This is a genomic window from Pseudomonas sp. GW821-FHT09A09 (assembly GCF_059418405.1).
In genome coordinates this window covers 95,766-113,163 of sequence record NZ_JBWKPU010000011.1, presented here as the reverse complement: position 1 = coordinate 113,163, position 17,398 = coordinate 95,766, and the positions used below count along the sequence as shown (strand labels likewise).

The following is a 17,398-nucleotide window of genomic DNA, read 5'->3' as shown; positions in this document are numbered from 1 at the left end:
CATCTCTCAGGATGAAGTCGGATGAATTGCAGTTGACGAATCTTTTTATAGTTGTACGATGACGTACGACATCATCAAAACCAACAACAACCTTTCGACAGAAAGTCTTCGCCCAGGGTGTTCGAATAATGAATCCACAAGAACTGAAGTCCATCCTCTCCCACGGTCTGCTGTCTTTCCCGGTGACCGATTTCAACGCCCAGGGTGACTTCCACCAGGCGGGCTACATCAAGCGCCTGGAATGGCTGGCCCCTTACGGCGCCACCGCCTTGTTCGCGGCCGGCGGCACCGGTGAGTTTTTCTCCCTTGCCGCCAGCGAATATTCCCAAGTGGTGAAAACCGCGGTTGATACCTGCGCTACCAGCGTGCCGATCCTCGCCGGCGTGGGTGGTTCGACCCGCCAGGCCATCGAGTACGCCCAAGAGGCCGAGCGCCTGGGCGCCAAAGGCCTGTTGCTGCTGCCGCACTACCTCACCGAAGCCAGCCAGGACGGCGTTGCCGCCCACGTTGAAGCCGTGTGCAAGTCGGTAAAAATCGGTGTGGTGGTGTACAACCGCAACGTCTGCCGCTTGACCGCGCCGCTGCTGGAACGCCTGGCCGAGCGCTGCCCGAACCTGATCGGCTACAAGGATGGCCTGGGTGACATCGAGTTGATGGTGTCGATCCGCCGTCGTCTGGGCGACCGTTTCAGCTACCTCGGCGGCCTGCCGACTGCAGAGGTTTACGCCGCTGCCTACAAGGCCCTGGGCGTGCCGGTGTACTCCTCGGCGGTGTTCAACTTCATCCCGAAAACCGCGATGGACTTCTACCACGCGATTGCCCAGGACGATCACGCCACCGTCGCCAAGATCATCGACAACTTCTTCCTGCCTTACCTCGACATCCGTAACCGCAAGGCCGGCTATGCCGTGAGCATCGTCAAGGCTGGCGCCAAGATCGCCGGCTACGACGCAGGCCCGGTGCGCACTCCGCTGACCGACCTGTTGCCGGAAGAATACGAAGCCCTGGCCGCGCTGATCGACAAGCAAGGTCCGCAGTAACTCATCAACAAGGCCGCTGAGCGATCAGCGGCCTTTTGCGTCAGGAGAAGATTTGTGTCCCAAGCCAAACGTTTTGATAACTACATCAACGGCGAGTGGGTGGCCGGTGCCGACTACTGCGTCAACATCAACCCGTCGGAGCTTTCCGATGCGATTGGTGAATACGCCAAGGCGGATGTAGCCCAAGTTAACGCTGCCATCGATGCGGCACGCGCTGCCTTCCCAGCCTGGTCGACTTCCGGCATCCAGGCGCGCCATGACGCCCTGGACAAAGTCGGCAGCGAAATCCTCGCTCGCCGCGAAGAGCTCGGTACCCTGCTGGCCCGGGAAGAGGGCAAGACTCTGCCCGAAGCCATTGGTGAAGTGACCCGTGCTGGCAATATCTTCAAATTCTTTGCCGGTGAATGCCTGCGCTTGTCCGGTGATTACGTGCCGTCGGTACGCCCGGGCGTCAACGTCGAAGTCACCCGTGAAGCCCTGGGTGTGGTTGGCCTGATCACCCCGTGGAACTTCCCGATTGCCATTCCCGCGTGGAAAATCGCCCCGGCCCTGGCCTACGGCAACTGCGTGGTGATCAAGCCGGCCGAACTGGTACCGGGCTGCGCCTGGGCCCTGGCAGAGATCATCTCCCGCGCCGGTTTCCCGGCCGGTGTGTTCAACCTGGTGATGGGCAGTGGCCGCGTGGTCGGTGACGTGCTGGTTAACAGCCCGAAAGTCGACGGTATCAGCTTTACCGGTTCGGTCGGCGTGGGTCGCCAGATCGCTGTCAGCTGCGTGTCGCGTCAAGCCAAAGTGCAGTTGGAAATGGGCGGCAAGAACCCGCAGATCATCCTCGACGACGCCGACCTCAAGCAGGCCGTCGAGCTGTCGGTACAGAGCGCGTTCTACTCCACCGGCCAGCGTTGCACCGCGTCCAGCCGCCTGATTGTGACTGCTGGCATCCATGACCAGTTCGTCGCGGCCATGGCCGAGCGCATGAAGTCGATCAAGGTCGGCCACGCACTCAAAAGCGGCACCGATATCGGCCCGGTGGTCTCCCAGGCCCAATTGGACCAGGACCTGAAATACATCGACATCGGCCAAAGCGAAGGCGCGCGGCTGGTCAGCGGTGGTGGCCTGGTGACTTGCGATACCGAAGGCTACTTCCTGGCGCCGACGCTGTTTGCCGACAGCGAAGCCGCCATGCGCATCAGCCGTGAAGAGATCTTCGGCCCGGTGGCCAACGTGGTGCGGGTGGCGGACTACGAGGCGGCGCTGGCCATGGCCAACGACACCGAGTTCGGTTTGTCGGCGGGTATCGCCACCACTTCGCTCAAGTATGCCAACCACTTCAAGCGCCACTCCCAGGCCGGGATGGTGATGGTCAACCTGCCGACCGCCGGCGTGGACTATCACGTTCCGTTCGGTGGCCGTAAAGGCTCATCCTACGGTTCGCGTGAGCAAGGTCGCTATGCGCAAGAGTTCTACACCGTGGTGAAGACCAGCTACATCGGTTCGTAATACGCAGTACCTGTAGGAACCGGTTCCTCTGGGAGCTGGCTTGTGTGGGAGCTGGCTTGCCTGCGATAGCATCACCGCGGTGTCACAGACACACCGAGGTGCCTGCATCGCGGGCAAGCCCGGCTCCCACATAAAGCGGTTCCCATGCTGAAAACAGAAAACCATTACCCGCAAAAAAAATAATTAGTGGGAGTACACCTTCATGCAAGCGACCAAGCCGACCCACGTCCGCTATTTGATCCTGCTCATGCTGTTCCTGGTGACCACGATCAACTACGCCGACCGGGCCACCATCGCCATTGCCGGCTCCAGCCTGCAAAAAGACCTCGGTATCGACGCGGTCACCCTCGGTTATATCTTCTCTGCATTCGGTTGGGCCTACGTGGCCGGGCAAATCCCCGGTGGGTGGCTGCTGGACCGTTTCGGCTCGAAAAAAATCTATGCCTTGAGCATCTTCACCTGGTCGCTGTTCACCGTGCTGCAAGGCTATGTGGGCGAGTTCGGGGTCTCCACTGCGATTGTCGCGCTGTTCATGCTGCGCTTTCTGGTGGGCTTGGCCGAGGCGCCTTCCTTCCCGGGAAATGCCCGTATCGTCGCAGCGTGGTTTCCTACGGCGGAGCGCGGCACCGCGTCGGCGATTTTCAACTCGGCGCAGTACTTCGCCACCGTGTTGTTCGCCCCCCTGATGGGCTGGATCGTCTACACCTTCGGCTGGCAGCACGTGTTTATCGTGATGGGCGGCATCGGCATCCTGTTCTCGCTGATCTGGCTGAAACTGATCCACGGCCCGCGCCAGCATCCGATGATCAACGAAGCGGAGTTCAACCACATCGCCGCCAATGGCGCGATGGTTGATATGGACCAGGACAAGGGCAAGGGTAAGAAAACCGACGGCCCGAAGTGGGATTACATCCGCCAGTTGCTGACCAATCGCATGATGCTCGGCGTATATCTGGGCCAGTACTGCATCAACGGCATTACCTACTTCTTCCTGACGTGGTTCCCGGTGTACCTGGTGCAAGAGCGCGGCATGACCATTCTCAAGGCTGGTTTCATTGCCTCGTTGCCGGCGATCTGCGGCTTCATCGGCGGCGTGCTCGGCGGGGTGATTTCCGACTACTTGCTGCGTAAGGGGCATTCCCTGACCTTCGCCCGCAAAGCGCCGATCATCGGTGGCCTGTTGATTTCCAGCAGCATCGTGGCGTGCAACTACGTGGATATCGAGTGGATGGTGGTGGGCTTCATGGCCCTGGCCTTCTTCGGTAAAGGCGTGGGCGCACTGGGTTGGGCGGTGGTGTCTGACACCTCGCCAAAACAAATCGCCGGCCTCAGTGGCGGTCTGTTCAACATGTTTGGCAACCTGGCGTCTATCAGTACGCCTATCGTGATCGGCTACATCATCAGCACCACCGGCTCGTTCAAATGGGCCCTGGTGTTTGTGGGCGCCAACGCGTTGCTGGCGGTGTTCAGCTACCTGGTGATTGTCGGCCCGATCAAGCGCGTGGTGCTCAAAGAGCCGCCAGCCAAGGGCCCTCAGTTGACTAACCTTACCGAAGCGCATTCCTGAGGGGCGATGACATGCAGTTGATTGAACATGCCGACTCACCGCGCTCGATTCGTTTGCACCCGCGCGACAACGTGGTGATCGTAGTGAACGACCAAGGCGTACCGGCCGGCACCGAGTTCCCGGACGGGCTGGTCACCGTGGACTTCATCCCCCAGAGCCACAAAGTGACCCTGGAAGATATCCCCGAAGGCGGGCAGATCATTCGCTACGGCCAGACCATCGGCTACGCCCTGGCGCCGATCCCGCGCGGCAGCTGGGTGCAGGAAGACCAGTTGCGCATGCCCACCGCGCCACCGCTGGACAGCCTGCCGCTGTCCACCGAAGTGCCGGAAACCCAGGCGCCGCTGGAAGGGTTTACCTTCGAGGGGTACCGCAACGCCGACGGCACTGTGGGCACGCGCAATATCCTCGGCATCACCACCACGGTGCAGTGTGTCACCGGGGTGTTGGACCATGCGGTCAAGCGCATCAAGGACGAGCTGCTGCCCAAGTACCCGCATGTCGATGACGTGGTGGCGCTGACCCACAGCTACGGCTGCGGCGTGGCGATCACCGCGACGGATGCCTACATCCCGATCCGTACCGTGCGCAACCTGGCGCGCAACCCGAACCTGGGCGGCGAAGCGCTGGTGATCAGCCTGGGCTGCGAGAAACTGCAGGCCGGGCAGGTGATGCACGACAATGACAGTTCGGTGGACCTGAGCGAGCCGTGGTTGTATCGGTTGCAGGATTCCAGCCACGGCTTTACCGAAATGATCGAGCAGATCATGGAACTGGCTGAAGCCCGCTTGAAGAAACTCGACCAGCGCCGCCGTGAGACCGTGCCGGCGTCGGAGTTGATCCTCGGTATGCAGTGCGGTGGCAGCGATGCGTTTTCCGGTATCACCGCCAACCCGGCGCTGGGCTACGCCTCGGACTTGCTGCTGCGGGCCGGGGCGACGGTGATGTTTTCCGAAGTCACGGAAGTACGTGATGCCATCTACTTGCTGACCTCGCGTGCCGAGACCAAGGCAATCGCCGAAGAATTGGTCCGGGAAATGGACTGGTACGACCGTTACCTGGCCAAGGGCGAGGCGGATCGCAGTGCCAACACCACGCCGGGCAACAAGAAGGGCGGGTTGTCGAACATTGTCGAGAAGTCCCTGGGCTCCATCGTCAAGTCCGGCAGCAGTGCGATCAACGGCGTGCTTGGCCCGGGTGAGCGTTTCAAGGGCAAGGGCCTGATCTTTTGTGCGACGCCGGCCAGCGACTTCGTGTGCGGCACCTTGCAACTGGCGGCCGGGATGAACCTGCACGTGTTCACCACCGGGCGCGGCACACCTTACGGGCTGGCGATGGCGCCGGTGGTGAAGGTGTCGACGCGCACGGAGTTGGCACAGCGCTGGCCGGACCTGATCGACATCGACGCGGGGCGAATTGCCACCGGGCGGGCGAGCATCGAGGAGCTGGGCTGGGAGTTGTTCCACTTCTACCTGGATGTGGCCAGCGGCAAGAAGCAGACGTGGGCGGAGCGCCATAAGCTGCACAACGACATCACCCTGTTCAATCCTGCGCCCATCACCTGATGGCTGGCACGGACCCTGTGGGAGCTGGCTTGCCTGCGATAGCGGTATATCAGTCGCAGATGTATCGGCTGACACACCGCCATCGCAGGCAAGCCAGCTCCCACATTTAAAGGTATTCACACATCAATAATGTGGGAGCGGGCTTGCCCGCGAAGGCGTCTTACCAGACGCTACAGGTCAGCATGGCTTATCATTAGCCACCTAACGACGCTCACCAAGGTTCTCCCCGGCATGCTGGCAATTTTCCTCACCACCCTCACCATCACCGCGCCGGTGTTTGCCATGCTGTTCCTGGGCGTGCTGCTCAAGCGTGTCAACTGGATCAACGACAACTTCATCCATGTGGCGTCGTCCCTGGTGTTCAACGTCACCATGCCGGCGTTGCTGTTCCTGGGCATCCTGCATGCCGACCTGCATTCGGCGCTCAAGCCGGGCCTGCTGATCTATTTTGCCGTCGCCACCCTGTTGAGCTTTGCCCTGGCCTGGGGCTGGGCGATCTTTCGCTGCCCGCGTGAAGACCGCGGCATTTATGCCCAGGGCGCGTTTCGTGGCAACAACGGGGTGATCGGCCTGGCACTGGCGGCCAGCATGTACGGCGACTACGGCATCTCCCTCGGCGCGATCCTCGCCGCGTTGGTGATTCTGTTCTACAACACCCTGTCGACCATCGTGCTGGCGGTGTACAGCCCAGTGATCAAGTCCGACCCGTGGAGCATCTGCAAAAGTGTGGTGGCCAACCCGTTGATCATCAGCGTGTTCGCCGCCACGCCCTTTGCGGTGTTCCAGATCGGTTTGCCCGGTTGGCTGGAGTCGTCCGGCCGGTACCTGGCGGACATGACCTTGCCGCTGGCGCTGATCTGCATCGGCGGCACCTTGTCTCTGGCGGCGTTGCGCAAAAGTGGCAGCATGGCGCTGAGTGCCAGCCTGGTGAAGATGATCGGTTTGCCCGTGTTCGCAACGCTGGGCGCGTGGCTGTTGGGGTTTCGCGGGCCGGAACTGGGGATTCTGTTCCTGTACTTCGGCGCACCCACTGCGGCGGCGAGTTTCGTGATGGCCCGGGCGGCGGAGGGCAATCATGAACTGGCGGCGGCAATTATCGTGATCACCACCTTGATGGCGGCAGTGACCACGAATATCGGGATCTTTGTGTTGCAGGCGGGTGGTTGGATCTGAGTTTTGCGCCGTCCTTGAGGGCCCATCGCCGGCAAGCCGGCTCCCACATTTTGATTTGTGAACACATTCAAAGGTGGGAGCTGGCTTGCCTGCGATGGCTATCTAACAGTCACTGCTGGTCAGCCTGATACGCCTCGATCACTTCCTGCGCCGCCCGAAACGCATCAATCGCCGCCGGCACACCGGCATACACCGCGCAATGCAGCAGCGCTTCACGAATCTCTTCTACGGTGCAGCCATTGTTCAGCGCCCCGCGCACATGGCCCTTGAGTTCCTGTGGGCACTTGAGGGCGGTGAGGGCGGCCAGGGTGATCAAGCTGCGGGTTTTAAGTGGCAACCCTTCGCGGTTCCACACACTGCCCCAGGCGTGCTCATTGACGAAATCCTGCAGCGGCTGGGTGAATTCGGTGGCGTTGCCCAGCGCACGGTCGACGAACACATCGCCCATGACCTGGCGACGCATCTCAACCCCGGGCTTCTTTTGATCGGTCATTGCGATTCCCTCTTGTGTTGGCGGCGCCAGGCTCGCAGCGTGCTGAACAACAGAAAAGCCACCAGCACTGGCAGGACGTAATACAGCATCAGGTGTTCAAGCTTGGTGGCCAGGGGCATGCCGGTGGTGAACGCCATCACATGCAGGCCATACGCCAGGTATAACCCGAGCAGCACCAGGCCTTCGGCGCGGGTCACGCGGTAGCCGCTGTAGAACACCGGCAGGCACAGCACCACCACACCGAGCATTACCGGCAGGTCGAAATCCAGAGCATTGGGCGATACCGACAGCGGTGAAGGCGCAAGCAGTGCGGTCAGCCCCAATACGCCCAGCAAGTTGAACAGGTTGCTGCCGATCACGTTGCCCACGGCGATTTCGCGCTCACCGCGCAGGGCGGCGATCAGCGATGTCGCGAGGCACGGCAGCGAGGTGCCGACGCCGATCAGGGTCAGGCCGATCACGCGCTCCGACAGGCCCAGGTCGCCGGCTACATCCACCGCTGCGCCGAGCAGCAGATGCCCGGCCAGTACCAGGATCAACAATCCGCCGAGCATCAGCAGCACGCTGCTCAGCCACGGCGCGCGGGCCACGGTGTCCAGTGTGCGCGGGCGGCGTGAATGGCGCGTCTGGTAATGCAGCACGCCAAGGTAGGCGACCAGCGCGACCAGCAGCACCAGGCCATCGGCCGGCGTCAGCTCTTCATTGGCCGCCAGGGTGAACACCAGCAGGCCGGCGAAGATCATCACCGGGATGTCCAGGCGCACCAACTGGCGCGAAACGCGCAATGGGATGATCAGCGCCGACAGGCCCAGGGTCACCAGGATGTTGAAGATGCTGCTGCCGATCACGCTGCCCACGGCGATGTCGGTGTTGCCGGCCAGGGTGGCTTGCAGGCTGACGGTCATCTGCGGCGCGCTGCTGCCGAAGGCGACGATGGTCAAACCGATGATCAGCGGTCGTACCTTGAGGCTGGCGGCCAGGCGCACGGCGGCGCGCACCAGGATTTCGGCGCCGACGATCAGCAGCACCAGGCCGCTGACCAGTTCCAGCAGGCTCCAGGGCGAGAGGGCGGTTAATCCGAAAATGGCCGGTCCTCCATCTTCAATTGCCCAGGGCTTGCACACGCACGCGCGCGGTGCCGCTGCTGATCATGCCCAATTGCTCGGCGGCCTTGCGTGAAAGATCGATCAAGCGTCCACGGGTATGCGGGCCGCGATCGTTGATGCGGACAACCACGGATTTGTCATTGTCGAGATTAGTGACCTTGACCTGGGTGCCAAAGGGCAGTTGCCGATGGGCGGCGGTCAGGGCGTTCTGGTTGAAGGGTTCACCGCTGGCGGTCTTGTTGCCATGGTGCTTGGCGCCGTAATAGGAGGCGGTGCCGGTTTCGTCGTAGCCGTTGGGGTTGATAACGCCGCTGGCGCAGCCGGCCAGCAGGGAGAACAGGGCCAGGAGGCCAAGTAGACGCTTCATGCAAGGTATCCTCCCGAATAAGTGGTCCCTGTAGGAGCTGGCTTGCCGGCGATGCAGGCACCTGGGTCTATCTGGAGCACACAGGTGATGCGATCGCTGGCAAGCCAGCTCCTACAGGGGGGGGCGGGTGGGAAGTGAAATTTCCGCCCGGCCCCTTCATTGCTGTCAGCCTTCGAGCTTGCTTTTGAGCAATTCGTTCACCTGTTGCGGGTTGGCCTTGCCCTTGGAGGCTTTCATCGCCTGGCCCACAAAGAAGCCGAACATCTTGCCGCGCTTGGCTTCGTCTGCCGCACGGTATTGCTCGACCTGCTCGGCGTTGGCCGCGAGCATTTCATCCAGCACGGCCGAAATCGCGCCGCTGTCGGTGACTTGCTTGAGGCCGCGCTTCTCGATGATTTCGTCGGCACTGCCTTCGCCTGCAGCCATCGCTTCAAACACGGTCTTGGCGATCTTGCCGGAAATGGTGTTGTCCTTGATGCGCAGCAGCATGCCGCCCAGTTGCTCGGCGGTCACCGGCGCTTCGTCGATTTCCAGGCCCTGCTTGTTCAGCAGGCTGCCCAGTTCAACCATCACCCAGTTGGCCGCCAGCTTGGCGTCGCCGGCAATGCTCAGAACCTTTTCAAAGTAGTTGGCTTGTTCACGGCTGGAGGCCAAGACGCTGGCATCGTAGACCGACAGGCCGAACTGCTCCTGGAAGCGCTCGCGTTTCTGCTGCGGCAGTTCCGGCAGGGTGGCGCGGATGTCGTTGAGGTACGCGTCCTCAAGCACCACCGGCAGCAGGTCCGGGTCGGGGAAGTAACGGTAGTCGTTGGCTTCCTCTTTACTGCGCATGGCGCGGGTTTCGTCTTTGTTCGGGTCGTACAGGCGGGTCTGCTGGATGACCTTGCCGCCGTCTTCGATCAGCTCGATCTGGCGACGCACTTCGGTGTTGATCGCCTTCTCGATGAAGCGGAACGAGTTGACGTTCTTGATCTCACAGCGAGTGCCGAACTCGACCTGGCCCTTTGGCCGTACCGACACGTTGCAGTCGCAACGCAGCGAGCCTTCGGCCATGTTGCCGTCGCAGATGCCCAGGTAACGCACCAGTGCGTGGATGGTCTTGACGTAGGCCACGGCTTCCTTGGCGCTGCGCATGTCCGGCTCGGAGACGATCTCCAGCAGCGGCGTGCCGGCACGGTTCAGGTCGATACCGGTGGCGCCCGGGAATTCTTCGTGCAGGCTCTTGCCGGCATCTTCTTCCAGGTGCGCGCGGGTCACGCCAACGCGCTTGATGGTGCCGTCTTCCAGCGGGATGTCCAGGTGGCCCTTGCCGACGATTGGCAGTTCCATCTGGCTGATCTGGTAGCCCTTGGGCAGGTCCGGGTAGAAGTAGTTCTTGCGTGCGAACACGTTGTGCTGGCCGATCTCGGCGTCAATCGCCAGGCCGAACATCACGGCCATGCGCACCGCTTCCTGGTTCAGCACCGGCAGAACGCCAGGCATGCCCAGGTCGACCAGGCTGGCCTGGGTGTTGGGCTCGGAGCCGAACGTGGTGGCGCTACCGGAGAAAATCTTCGATTGGGTGGCGAGCTGGGTATGAATCTCCAGCCCGATCACAACTTCCCATTGCATAGTGTTCTCCTCAGAAGCCGGTAGGGGTGCGGGTGTGCCAGTCGGTGTGCAACTGGTACTGGTGCGCCACATTGAGCAGGCGGCCTTCCTGGAAATACGGGGCGAGCAGTTGCACGCCAACCGGCAGGCCATCGACGAAACCGGCAGGCATGGACAAGCCCGGCAGGCCCGCGAGGTTGGCGGTGATGGTGTAGAGGTCTTCGAGGTAGGCAGCGACCGGGTCGCCGTTCTTGGCGCCGAGCTTCCAGGCCGGGTTCGGCGTGGTTGGGCCGAGGATCACGTCGACTTCTTCGAAGGCGGCCATGAAGTCGTTCTTGACCAGGCGACGGATTTTTTGCGCCTTGAGGTAGTACGCGTCGTAGTAGCCGGCCGACAGGGCGTAGGCACCGACCATGATGCGGCGCTGCACTTCAGCACCGAAACCTTCGCCACGGGAGCGCTTATAAAGGTCGGTGAGGTCTTTCGGGTTTTCGCAGCGGTAGCCGAAACGCACACCGTCGAAGCGCGACAGGTTGGAGGATGCTTCAGCCGGGGCGATCACGTAGTACGCAGGAATCGCGTGCCCGTTGTTCGGCAGGCTGATTTCCTTGATCACGGCGCCGAGCTTCTCCAGCTCCTTGACGCTGCTGTGCACCAATTCAGCGATGCGTGGGTCGAGACCGGCGCTGAAGTATTCCTTCGGCACGCCGATGCGCAGGCCCTTGATCGAGGTGTTCAGGCTGGCGCTGTAGTCCGGCACCGGCTCGTCGATGCTGGTGGAGTCCTGTTTATCGAAGCCGGCCATGCCTTGTAACAATATTGCGCAGTCTTCGGCAGTGCGTGCCAACGGGCCGCCCTGATCAAGGCTGGACGCGTAGGCGATCATGCCCCAGCGGGAAACGCGACCGTAGGTCGGCTTCAGACCGGTGAGGTTGGTGAAGGCGGCAGGTTGGCGGATCGAGCCGCCGGTGTCGGTGGCGGTAGCGGCCGGCAGGAAGCGCGCAGCCACGGCGGCAGCCGAACCACCCGACGAACCACCGGGCACGTGCTCCAGGTTCCACGGGTTTTTCACCGCGCCGTAGTAGCTCGACTCGTTGGCCGAGCCCATGGCGAATTCGTCCATGTTGGTCTTGCCCAGGGTCACGGCCCCGGCCGCCGCCAGCTTGGACACCACGGTGGCGTCGTAGGGCGCCTTGAAGTTGTCGAGCATCTTCGAGCCGCAGCTGGTGCGAATGCCCTGGGTGCAGAACAGGTCTTTGTGGGCGATAGGCGCACCCAGCAGCGGGCTGTTTTCACCGTTGGCGCGACGTGCGTCGGCAGCCTTGGCCTGGCTCAGGGCCAGTTCTTCGGTGAGGCTGATGAAGCTGTTGACCTTCGGATCGTGCTCGGCGATGCGCGCCAGCAGGGTCTTGGTCAGCTCTTCGGAAGAAAACTTTTTGTCGGCGAGACCGCGGGCGATCTCGGCCAGAGTCATGTGATGCATGAAAGGCTCTTTCCCTTTAGTCGATGACTTTCGGAACCAGGTACAGGCCGTTTTCGACCGCTGGCGCGATGGACTGGTAGGCCTCGCGATTATTAGGCTCGGTCACCACGTCTGCGCGCAGGCGCTGGCTGGCTTCCAGCGGGTGAGCCAGGGGCTCGATGCCGTCGGTGTCCACGGCCTGCATTTGGTCGACCAGCCCGAGAATGCTGTTCAGGGCTGCGGTGGTCTGTGGAAGATCGGCATCATTGAGGCCAAGCGAGGCCAGATGCGCGATTTTTTCCACGTCGGAGCGTTCAAGCGTCATGGGAATCTCCAGTGGAAAACAGAACGGAGGCTGTCCGTGTGTTAGATTGTCGGAACACTACCGCATTTCTACGGTCTTACGGCCGCGATTGTGGGGTTAGGTGCACAGAAAGTCGGCCAATTTAGCACATTGGCGCCTTGCCCAAAATCCCTGTCGTTGTTAGAGTTTGCCGCACTTTTTTACCCACGCGTTGCCTAGGGTCCCTTTCCCATGTTCAAGAAACTGCGTGGCATGTTTTCCAGCGATCTTTCCATTGACCTGGGCACTGCCAACACCCTTATTTACGTGCGCGAGCGCGGTATCGTCCTGAATGAGCCATCGGTTGTGGCTATTCGGACGCACGGTAACCAGAAAAGTGTCGTTGCCGTCGGCACCGAGGCCAAGCGCATGCTCGGCCGTACACCGGGCAATATTGCCGCCATTCGTCCGATGAAAGACGGCGTGATCGCCGACTTCAGCGTCTGCGAGAAGATGCTGCAGTACTTCATCAACAAGGTTCACGAAAACAGTTTCCTGCAGCCCAGCCCTCGTGTGCTGATCTGCGTTCCGTGCAAGTCCACCCAGGTTGAGCGTCGTGCCATCCGTGAGTCGGCCCTGGGGGCCGGTGCCCGTGAAGTGTTCCTGATCGAAGAGCCGATGGCGGCTGCGATCGGTGCCGGCCTGCCGGTTGAAGAAGCGCGCGGTTCGATGGTGGTGGATATCGGTGGTGGTACCACTGAAATCGCCCTGATCTCCCTGAACGGTGTGGTGTATGCCGAATCCGTGCGTGTGGGCGGCGACCGTTTCGACGAAGCGATCATCACTTATGTGCGTCGTAACTACGGCAGCCTGATCGGCGAATCAACCGCCGAGCGCATCAAGCAGGAAATCGGCACCGCTTACCCGGGTGGCGAAGTTCGCGAAGTTGATGTTCGCGGTCGCAACCTGGCCGAAGGCGTTCCACGTGCCTTCACCCTGAACTCCAACGAAGTGCTGGAAGCTCTGCAAGAGTCCCTGGCCACTATCGTTCAGGCAGTGAAGAGCGCCCTGGAGCAATCGCCACCGGAGCTGGCTTCCGATATCGCCGAGCGTGGCCTGGTGTTGACCGGTGGTGGCGCCTTGCTGCGTGACCTCGACAAGCTGCTGGCCCAGGAAACTGGCCTGCCGGTGATCGTCGCCGAAGACCCGCTGACCTGCGTTGCTCGTGGCGGCGGCCGTGCACTGGAAATGATGGATAAACACACCATGGACCTGCTCTCCAGCGAATAAGTCGTTGCTGGTTAGCCCATGTTTCGCCCGCAGGCAGCACTTTGCAGTGCTGCCTGTTGGCGTTTATCTTCTTCAATCTGCATCCAGGCCGGTTAGATGCCGTATGAATAAAGAGAACATTTGCCTGGGAGGAGCGGCTTATTAAACCGCTTTTCGCCAAAGGCCCCTCATTGGGCGTGCGCCTGCTGGTGCTGGTCGTGCTTTCGGTCGCGCTGATGGTGGTCGATGCCCGCTTTGCACTGCTCAAGCCCGTGCGCAGCCAGATGTCGCTGGTGTTGATGCAGACTTACTGGATCACCGACCTGCCGCAACGTCTCTACCAGGGCGTGGCCAGCCAATTCGGCAGCCGCACCGAGCTGGTTGCCGAGAACGAAAAACTCAAGACCGAAAACCTGCTGCTGCAGGGGCGCATGCAAAAGCTGGCGGCCCTCACCGAGCAGAACGTTCGGCTGCGCGAGTTGCTCAATTCTTCCGCGTTGGTCAACGAGAAGGTCGAAGTGGCCGAGCTGATCGGCATGGACCCCAACCCCTTTACCCATCGCATCATCATCAACAAGGGTGAACGTGACGGCGTGGTCCTCGGCCAGCCGGTGCTCGATGCGCGTGGCCTGATGGGCCAGGTGGTGGAGCTGATGCCCTACACCTCGCGGGTTCTGCTGCTGACGGACACCACCCACAGCATCCCGGTGCAAGTGAACCGTAACGGCTTGCGTGCGATTGCCAGCGGTACCGGCAACCCGGAACGCCTGGAGTTGCGCCACGTGGCGGACACGGCGGATATCAAGGAAGGCGACCTGCTGGTCAGCTCCGGCCTTGGTCAGCGTTTTCCGGCCGGCTACCCGGTGGCGACGGTCAAGGAAGTGATCCACGATTCCGGCCAGCCCTTCGCCATCGTGCGTGCCGTACCGACGGCGGCCTTGAACCGCAGCCGCTACCTGCTGCTGGTGTTCAGCGACAACCGTACGCCTGAAGAGCGAGCCAATGACGCCGCCCAGGCCCAGGAAGCGGAAGACAAGCAAAACGGTGTTGCGCCGATCGTGCCTGCAACCGTGCCAAAGCCGGCATTCGTGGGGCCGCCTGCGCCCGCACCTGCTGCGGCGGCACCCGTAGCCACTCCCGCCAAGCCTGCGGCTCACAGTACACGTGCGGCTAAACCGGCAGCGACCAAGCCACCGGCAGCGACGCCTGCGGTCAAGCCTGCGGCGACCGCCCCGGCAACCACACGGCAGAGGGAGGAATAATGGCCGGTACTCATTCGCGCAACGGCTGGATCGTCTGGCTGACCTTTGCCATCGGCTTGCTGCTCAGCGTTTCGCCACTGCCGCAATTCATGGAAATCCTGCGACCGCTCTGGCTGGCGCTGCTGCTGGCCTTCTGGTCGCTGAACCTGCCGCACAAGGTCGGCATGGTCACGGCGATGTTCCTGGGCTTGGCGGAAGATGTGCTCTATGGCACCTTGCTGGGGCAGAACGCGTTGATCCTCACGCTGATCACCTTTCTGGTGCTGTCGTTGCAACAACGGTTGCGCATGTTTCCGATGTGGCAGCAGTGCCTGGTGATCCTGGTGATCTTCGGCCTGGCGCAGTTGGTGCAGCTCTGGCTGAGCGCCTTGACGGGTAACCGTCAGCCAACGCTGGCGCTGGTATTGCCGGCGCTGGTCAGTGCGCTGCTGTGGCCTTGGATCAGTTTTGGCCTGCGTGGGTTACGTCGTCGCTATAAGATCAATTGAATGGATTGCGAGGCTCTGCCTGGTTATCGAACCCTACAGGGAGAGTCTGGAATGAATTCGCTTTATCTGGCCTCGGGCTCTCCGAGACGGCGTGAACTGCTGACCCAGATCGGTGTGCCCTTCACCGTGGTCAGCGCCGCTATAGATGAAACTCCTCTCACAAACGAACCTGCCGTTGCCTACGTCGAGCGCCTTGCGCGCGGCAAGGCGGCGGCGGGTTTTGCTGCGCTCGAAAACACCTCCGACGCTTGCGTGCTGGGGGCTGACACGGCCGTGATTGTCGATGGGAAGATCCTCGGCAAGCCCGTGGATCAAGCGGATGCCCTGGCCATGTTGATGGCGTTGGCGGGGCGTGAACATGAAGTCCTCACCGCCATAGCCCTGACTGACGGCCAACGTAGCGAAACTGTTTGTGTAAGCAGTCGTGTACGGTTTCGCGATATTTCTGTCGAAGAGGCTACAACCTACTGGCACATTGGCGAACCCCAGGATAAGGCAGGCGGCTATGCTATCCAGGGCTTGGGATCGGTGTTTGTGGTTGGGCTCAACGGTAGTTATTCCGCCGTGGTCGGCCTGCCCGTGTGTGAAACCGCGCAACTGCTCGGCCAATTCGGCATACCCTGTTGGCAAAACCTTACCGTGCGTTGAACGCCGTATTCCAGCGCCAAGCCTTTAGCGATCGGTCACTATTGTGAAAACGCCTGAACGAGACCCAGCCATGAGTGAAGAGATTCTGATCAATATCACGCCGATGGAATCACGCGTGGCGGTGGTAGAAAACGGTGTTCTGCAAGAAGTGCACGTTGAGCGCACCCAGAAGCGCGGGATCGTTGGCAACATCTACAAAGGCAAAGTCGTGCGCGTCTTGCCGGGCATGCAGGCGGCATTCGTTGATATCGGCCTGGACCGTGCCGCGTTTATCCATGCTTCGGAAATCTCCTTGCGTGAAGGCCCTGCGGTAGAAAGCATCAGCGCCCTAGTGCACGAAGGGCAGAGCCTGGTGGTACAAGTCACCAAGGACCCCATCGGTTCCAAGGGGGCGCGGCTGACGACGCAGCTGTCGATTCCCTCGCGCTACCTGGTGTACATGCCGCGCACCGCCCACGTCGGCATTTCGCTGAAGATCGAAGACGAAGCTGAACGCGAACGCCTTAAAAAAGTGGTCAGCGACTGCGTGGCCGCCGAAGGCATCAAGGAAGCCGGTGGGTTTATCTTGCGCACTGCTGCCGAAGGTGCCGGCGCTGATGAAATCCTCATGGACATCCGCTACCTGCGGCGCTTGTGGGACCAGATTGGTGCGCAGATCAAGACCATCGGCGCGCCCAGCGTGATCTATGAAGACCTGGGCCTGGCCTTGCGCACCCTGCGCGATCTGGTCAGCCCCAAGATCGAGAAAATTCGCATCGACTCGCGGGAAACCTTCCAGCGCACCACGCAATTTGTCGCCGAGCTGATGCCGGAAATTGCCGACCGCCTGGAACATTACCCGGGCGAACGGCCGATCTTCGACTTGTATGGCGTCGAAGACGAAATCCAGAAAGCCCTGGAACGCAAGGTGCCGCTCAAGTCTGGCGGCTATTTGGTGGTAGACCCGGCCGAGGCCATGACCACGATTGACGTCAACACCGGCGCGTTCGTGGGGCACCGCAACCTGGAAGAGACCATCTTCAAGACCAACCTCGAAGCGGCGACTGCGATTGCTCGCCAGCTGCGCCTGCGTAACCTGGGCGGCATCATCATCATCGACTTCATCGACATGGAAGATGAAGAGCACCAGCGCCAGGTACTGCGTACGCTCGAGAAGCAGTTGGAACGTGATCACGCCAAGACCAACATCATCGGCATCACCGAGCTGGGCCTGGTGCAGATGACCCGCAAGCGCACCCGCGAAAGCCTGGAGCAGGTCCTGTGCGAACCGTGCAGCAGCTGCCAGGGCCGCGGTAAATTGAAAACTCCGGAAACCGTTTGCTACGAGATTTTCCGGGAAATCCTGCGTGAGGCGCGAGCCTACCAGGCCGAGGGTTATCGGGTGCTCGCTAACCAGAAAGTGGTAGATCGGTTGCTGGATGAAGAGTCCGGTAACGTTGCCGAACTGGAAGGGTTTATCGGGCGCACGATACGCTTTCAGGTCGAAACCATGTATTCCCAGGAACAATACGACGTGGTGCTGCTCTGATCCCCATTCGCTTACTTCCACGAGACCGGCAGACCTTGATCTGCCGTCCGCCTACTG

The 17,398-nt window shown here is 61.3% G+C and carries 16 protein-coding genes; 10 read left to right on the top strand and 6 right to left on the bottom strand.

The window, feature by feature from the left end:
• Positions 1–128: 128 nt before the first annotated feature.
• From kdgD to AC07OV_RS12170, 5 genes are all read left to right on the top strand, one after another.
• Positions 129–1,040, top strand: a complete 912-nt coding sequence (kdgD, locus tag AC07OV_RS12190; protein ID WP_017138261.1) for a 5-dehydro-4-deoxyglucarate dehydratase — start codon at positions 129–131, stop codon at positions 1,038–1,040.
• A gap of 54 nt (positions 1,041–1,094) precedes the next feature.
• The gene (locus AC07OV_RS12185) at positions 1,095–2,540 is read left to right on the top strand and encodes an aldehyde dehydrogenase family protein (protein ID WP_494996558.1); all 1,446 of its coding nucleotides are present in this window, start codon (positions 1,095–1,097) and stop codon (positions 2,538–2,540) included.
• Between the two features lie 202 nt (positions 2,541–2,742).
• Positions 2,743–4,107 carry an MFS transporter gene (locus tag AC07OV_RS12180; protein WP_176995098.1) on the top strand — a complete coding sequence of 455 codons (1,365 nt, stop codon included), beginning with the start codon at positions 2,743–2,745 and terminating at the stop codon, positions 4,105–4,107.
• Between the two features lie 11 nt (positions 4,108–4,118).
• On the top strand, positions 4,119–5,672 hold the full coding sequence (gene garD, locus AC07OV_RS12175; protein WP_495092308.1) for a galactarate dehydratase: 1,554 nt from the start codon (positions 4,119–4,121) through the stop codon (positions 5,670–5,672).
• A 231-nt stretch (positions 5,673–5,903) separates the two neighbouring features.
• The gene (locus AC07OV_RS12170; RefSeq protein ID WP_495092307.1) at positions 5,904–6,845 is read left to right on the top strand and encodes an AEC family transporter; all 942 of its coding nucleotides are present in this window, start codon (positions 5,904–5,906) and stop codon (positions 6,843–6,845) included.
• 109 nt (positions 6,846–6,954) lie between these two features.
• On the opposite strand, the gene AC07OV_RS12165 is transcribed toward AC07OV_RS12170, so the two are convergent.
• The 6 genes from AC07OV_RS12165 to gatC form a co-directional block, all read right to left on the bottom strand.
• Positions 6,955–7,338: a carboxymuconolactone decarboxylase family protein gene (locus AC07OV_RS12165; protein ID WP_053254400.1), complete on the bottom strand. Its 384-nt coding sequence runs from the start codon at positions 7,336–7,338 to the stop codon at positions 6,955–6,957.
• Complete coding sequence (locus AC07OV_RS12160; RefSeq protein WP_495092327.1) at positions 7,335–8,381, bottom strand: calcium/sodium antiporter; 1,047 nt, start codon at positions 8,379–8,381, stop codon at positions 7,335–7,337. The genes AC07OV_RS12165 and AC07OV_RS12160 overlap by 4 nt, the downstream gene beginning before the upstream one ends.
• 58 nt (positions 8,382–8,439) lie before the next feature.
• A complete protein-coding gene (locus AC07OV_RS12155; protein ID WP_176995095.1) occupies positions 8,440–8,811 on the bottom strand; it encodes a septal ring lytic transglycosylase RlpA family protein in 372 nt (123 codons plus the stop codon).
• Between the two features lie 165 nt (positions 8,812–8,976).
• On the bottom strand, positions 8,977–10,422 hold the full coding sequence (gatB, locus tag AC07OV_RS12150) for an Asp-tRNA(Asn)/Glu-tRNA(Gln) amidotransferase subunit GatB (protein WP_495092306.1): 1,446 nt from the start codon (positions 10,420–10,422) through the stop codon (positions 8,977–8,979).
• A gap of 10 nt (positions 10,423–10,432) precedes the next feature.
• On the bottom strand, positions 10,433–11,884 hold the full coding sequence (gene gatA, locus AC07OV_RS12145) for an Asp-tRNA(Asn)/Glu-tRNA(Gln) amidotransferase subunit GatA (RefSeq protein WP_176995093.1): 1,452 nt from the start codon (positions 11,882–11,884) through the stop codon (positions 10,433–10,435).
• Between the two features lie 16 nt (positions 11,885–11,900).
• Entirely contained in the window at positions 11,901–12,188 is a 288-nt protein-coding gene (gene gatC, locus AC07OV_RS12140) for an Asp-tRNA(Asn)/Glu-tRNA(Gln) amidotransferase subunit GatC (protein WP_495092305.1), read from the bottom strand.
• 210 nt (positions 12,189–12,398) lie between these two features.
• Here gatC and mreB point away from each other — a divergent pair, with 210 nt between their 5' ends.
• The 5 genes from mreB to rng all read left to right on the top strand — a co-directional run bounded on the left by mreB (position 12,399) and on the right by rng (position 17,341).
• Positions 12,399–13,436: a rod shape-determining protein MreB gene (gene mreB / locus AC07OV_RS12135; protein ID WP_002555108.1), complete on the top strand. Its 1,038-nt coding sequence runs from the start codon at positions 12,399–12,401 to the stop codon at positions 13,434–13,436.
• A gap of 140 nt (positions 13,437–13,576) precedes the next feature.
• The gene (gene mreC, locus AC07OV_RS12130; RefSeq protein ID WP_494996575.1) at positions 13,577–14,677 is read left to right on the top strand and encodes a rod shape-determining protein MreC; all 1,101 of its coding nucleotides are present in this window, start codon (positions 13,577–13,579) and stop codon (positions 14,675–14,677) included.
• Entirely contained in the window at positions 14,677–15,165 is a 489-nt protein-coding gene (mreD, locus tag AC07OV_RS12125) for a rod shape-determining protein MreD (protein WP_003171788.1), read from the top strand. The genes mreC and mreD overlap by 1 nt, the downstream gene beginning before the upstream one ends.
• A 51-nt stretch (positions 15,166–15,216) precedes the next feature.
• A complete protein-coding gene (locus AC07OV_RS12120; protein WP_495092304.1) occupies positions 15,217–15,813 on the top strand; it encodes a Maf family protein in 597 nt (198 codons plus the stop codon).
• 70 nt (positions 15,814–15,883) lie between these two features.
• Entirely contained in the window at positions 15,884–17,341 is a 1,458-nt protein-coding gene (rng, locus tag AC07OV_RS12115) for a ribonuclease G (protein ID WP_010213134.1), read from the top strand.
• Positions 17,342–17,398 lie beyond the last annotated feature (57 nt).

Coding starts and splice junctions, on each gene's coding strand:
- kdgD (WP_017138261.1), top strand. CDS start 129: ATGAATCCACAAGAACTGAAGTCCATCCTCTCCCACGGTCTGCTGTCT.
- AC07OV_RS12180 (WP_176995098.1), top strand. CDS start 2,743: ATGCAAGCGACCAAGCCGACCCACGTCCGCTATTTGATCCTGCTCATG.
- garD (WP_495092308.1), top strand. CDS start 4,119: ATGCAGTTGATTGAACATGCCGACTCACCGCGCTCGATTCGTTTGCAC.
- AC07OV_RS12170 (WP_495092307.1), top strand. CDS start 5,904: ATGCTGGCAATTTTCCTCACCACCCTCACCATCACCGCGCCGGTGTTT.
- AC07OV_RS12165 (WP_053254400.1), bottom strand. CDS start 7,338: ATGACCGATCAAAAGAAGCCCGGGGTTGAGATGCGTCGCCAGGTCATG.
- AC07OV_RS12155 (WP_176995095.1), bottom strand. CDS start 8,811: ATGAAGCGTCTACTTGGCCTCCTGGCCCTGTTCTCCCTGCTGGCCGGC.
- gatB (WP_495092306.1), bottom strand. CDS start 10,422: ATGCAATGGGAAGTTGTGATCGGGCTGGAGATTCATACCCAGCTCGCC.
- gatA (WP_176995093.1), bottom strand. CDS start 11,884: ATGCATCACATGACTCTGGCCGAGATCGCCCGCGGTCTCGCCGACAAA.
- gatC (WP_495092305.1), bottom strand. CDS start 12,188: ATGACGCTTGAACGCTCCGACGTGGAAAAAATCGCGCATCTGGCCTCG.
- mreB (WP_002555108.1), top strand. CDS start 12,399: ATGTTCAAGAAACTGCGTGGCATGTTTTCCAGCGATCTTTCCATTGAC.
- mreD (WP_003171788.1), top strand. CDS start 14,677: ATGGCCGGTACTCATTCGCGCAACGGCTGGATCGTCTGGCTGACCTTT.
- AC07OV_RS12120 (WP_495092304.1), top strand. CDS start 15,217: ATGAATTCGCTTTATCTGGCCTCGGGCTCTCCGAGACGGCGTGAACTG.
- rng (WP_010213134.1), top strand. CDS start 15,884: ATGAGTGAAGAGATTCTGATCAATATCACGCCGATGGAATCACGCGTG.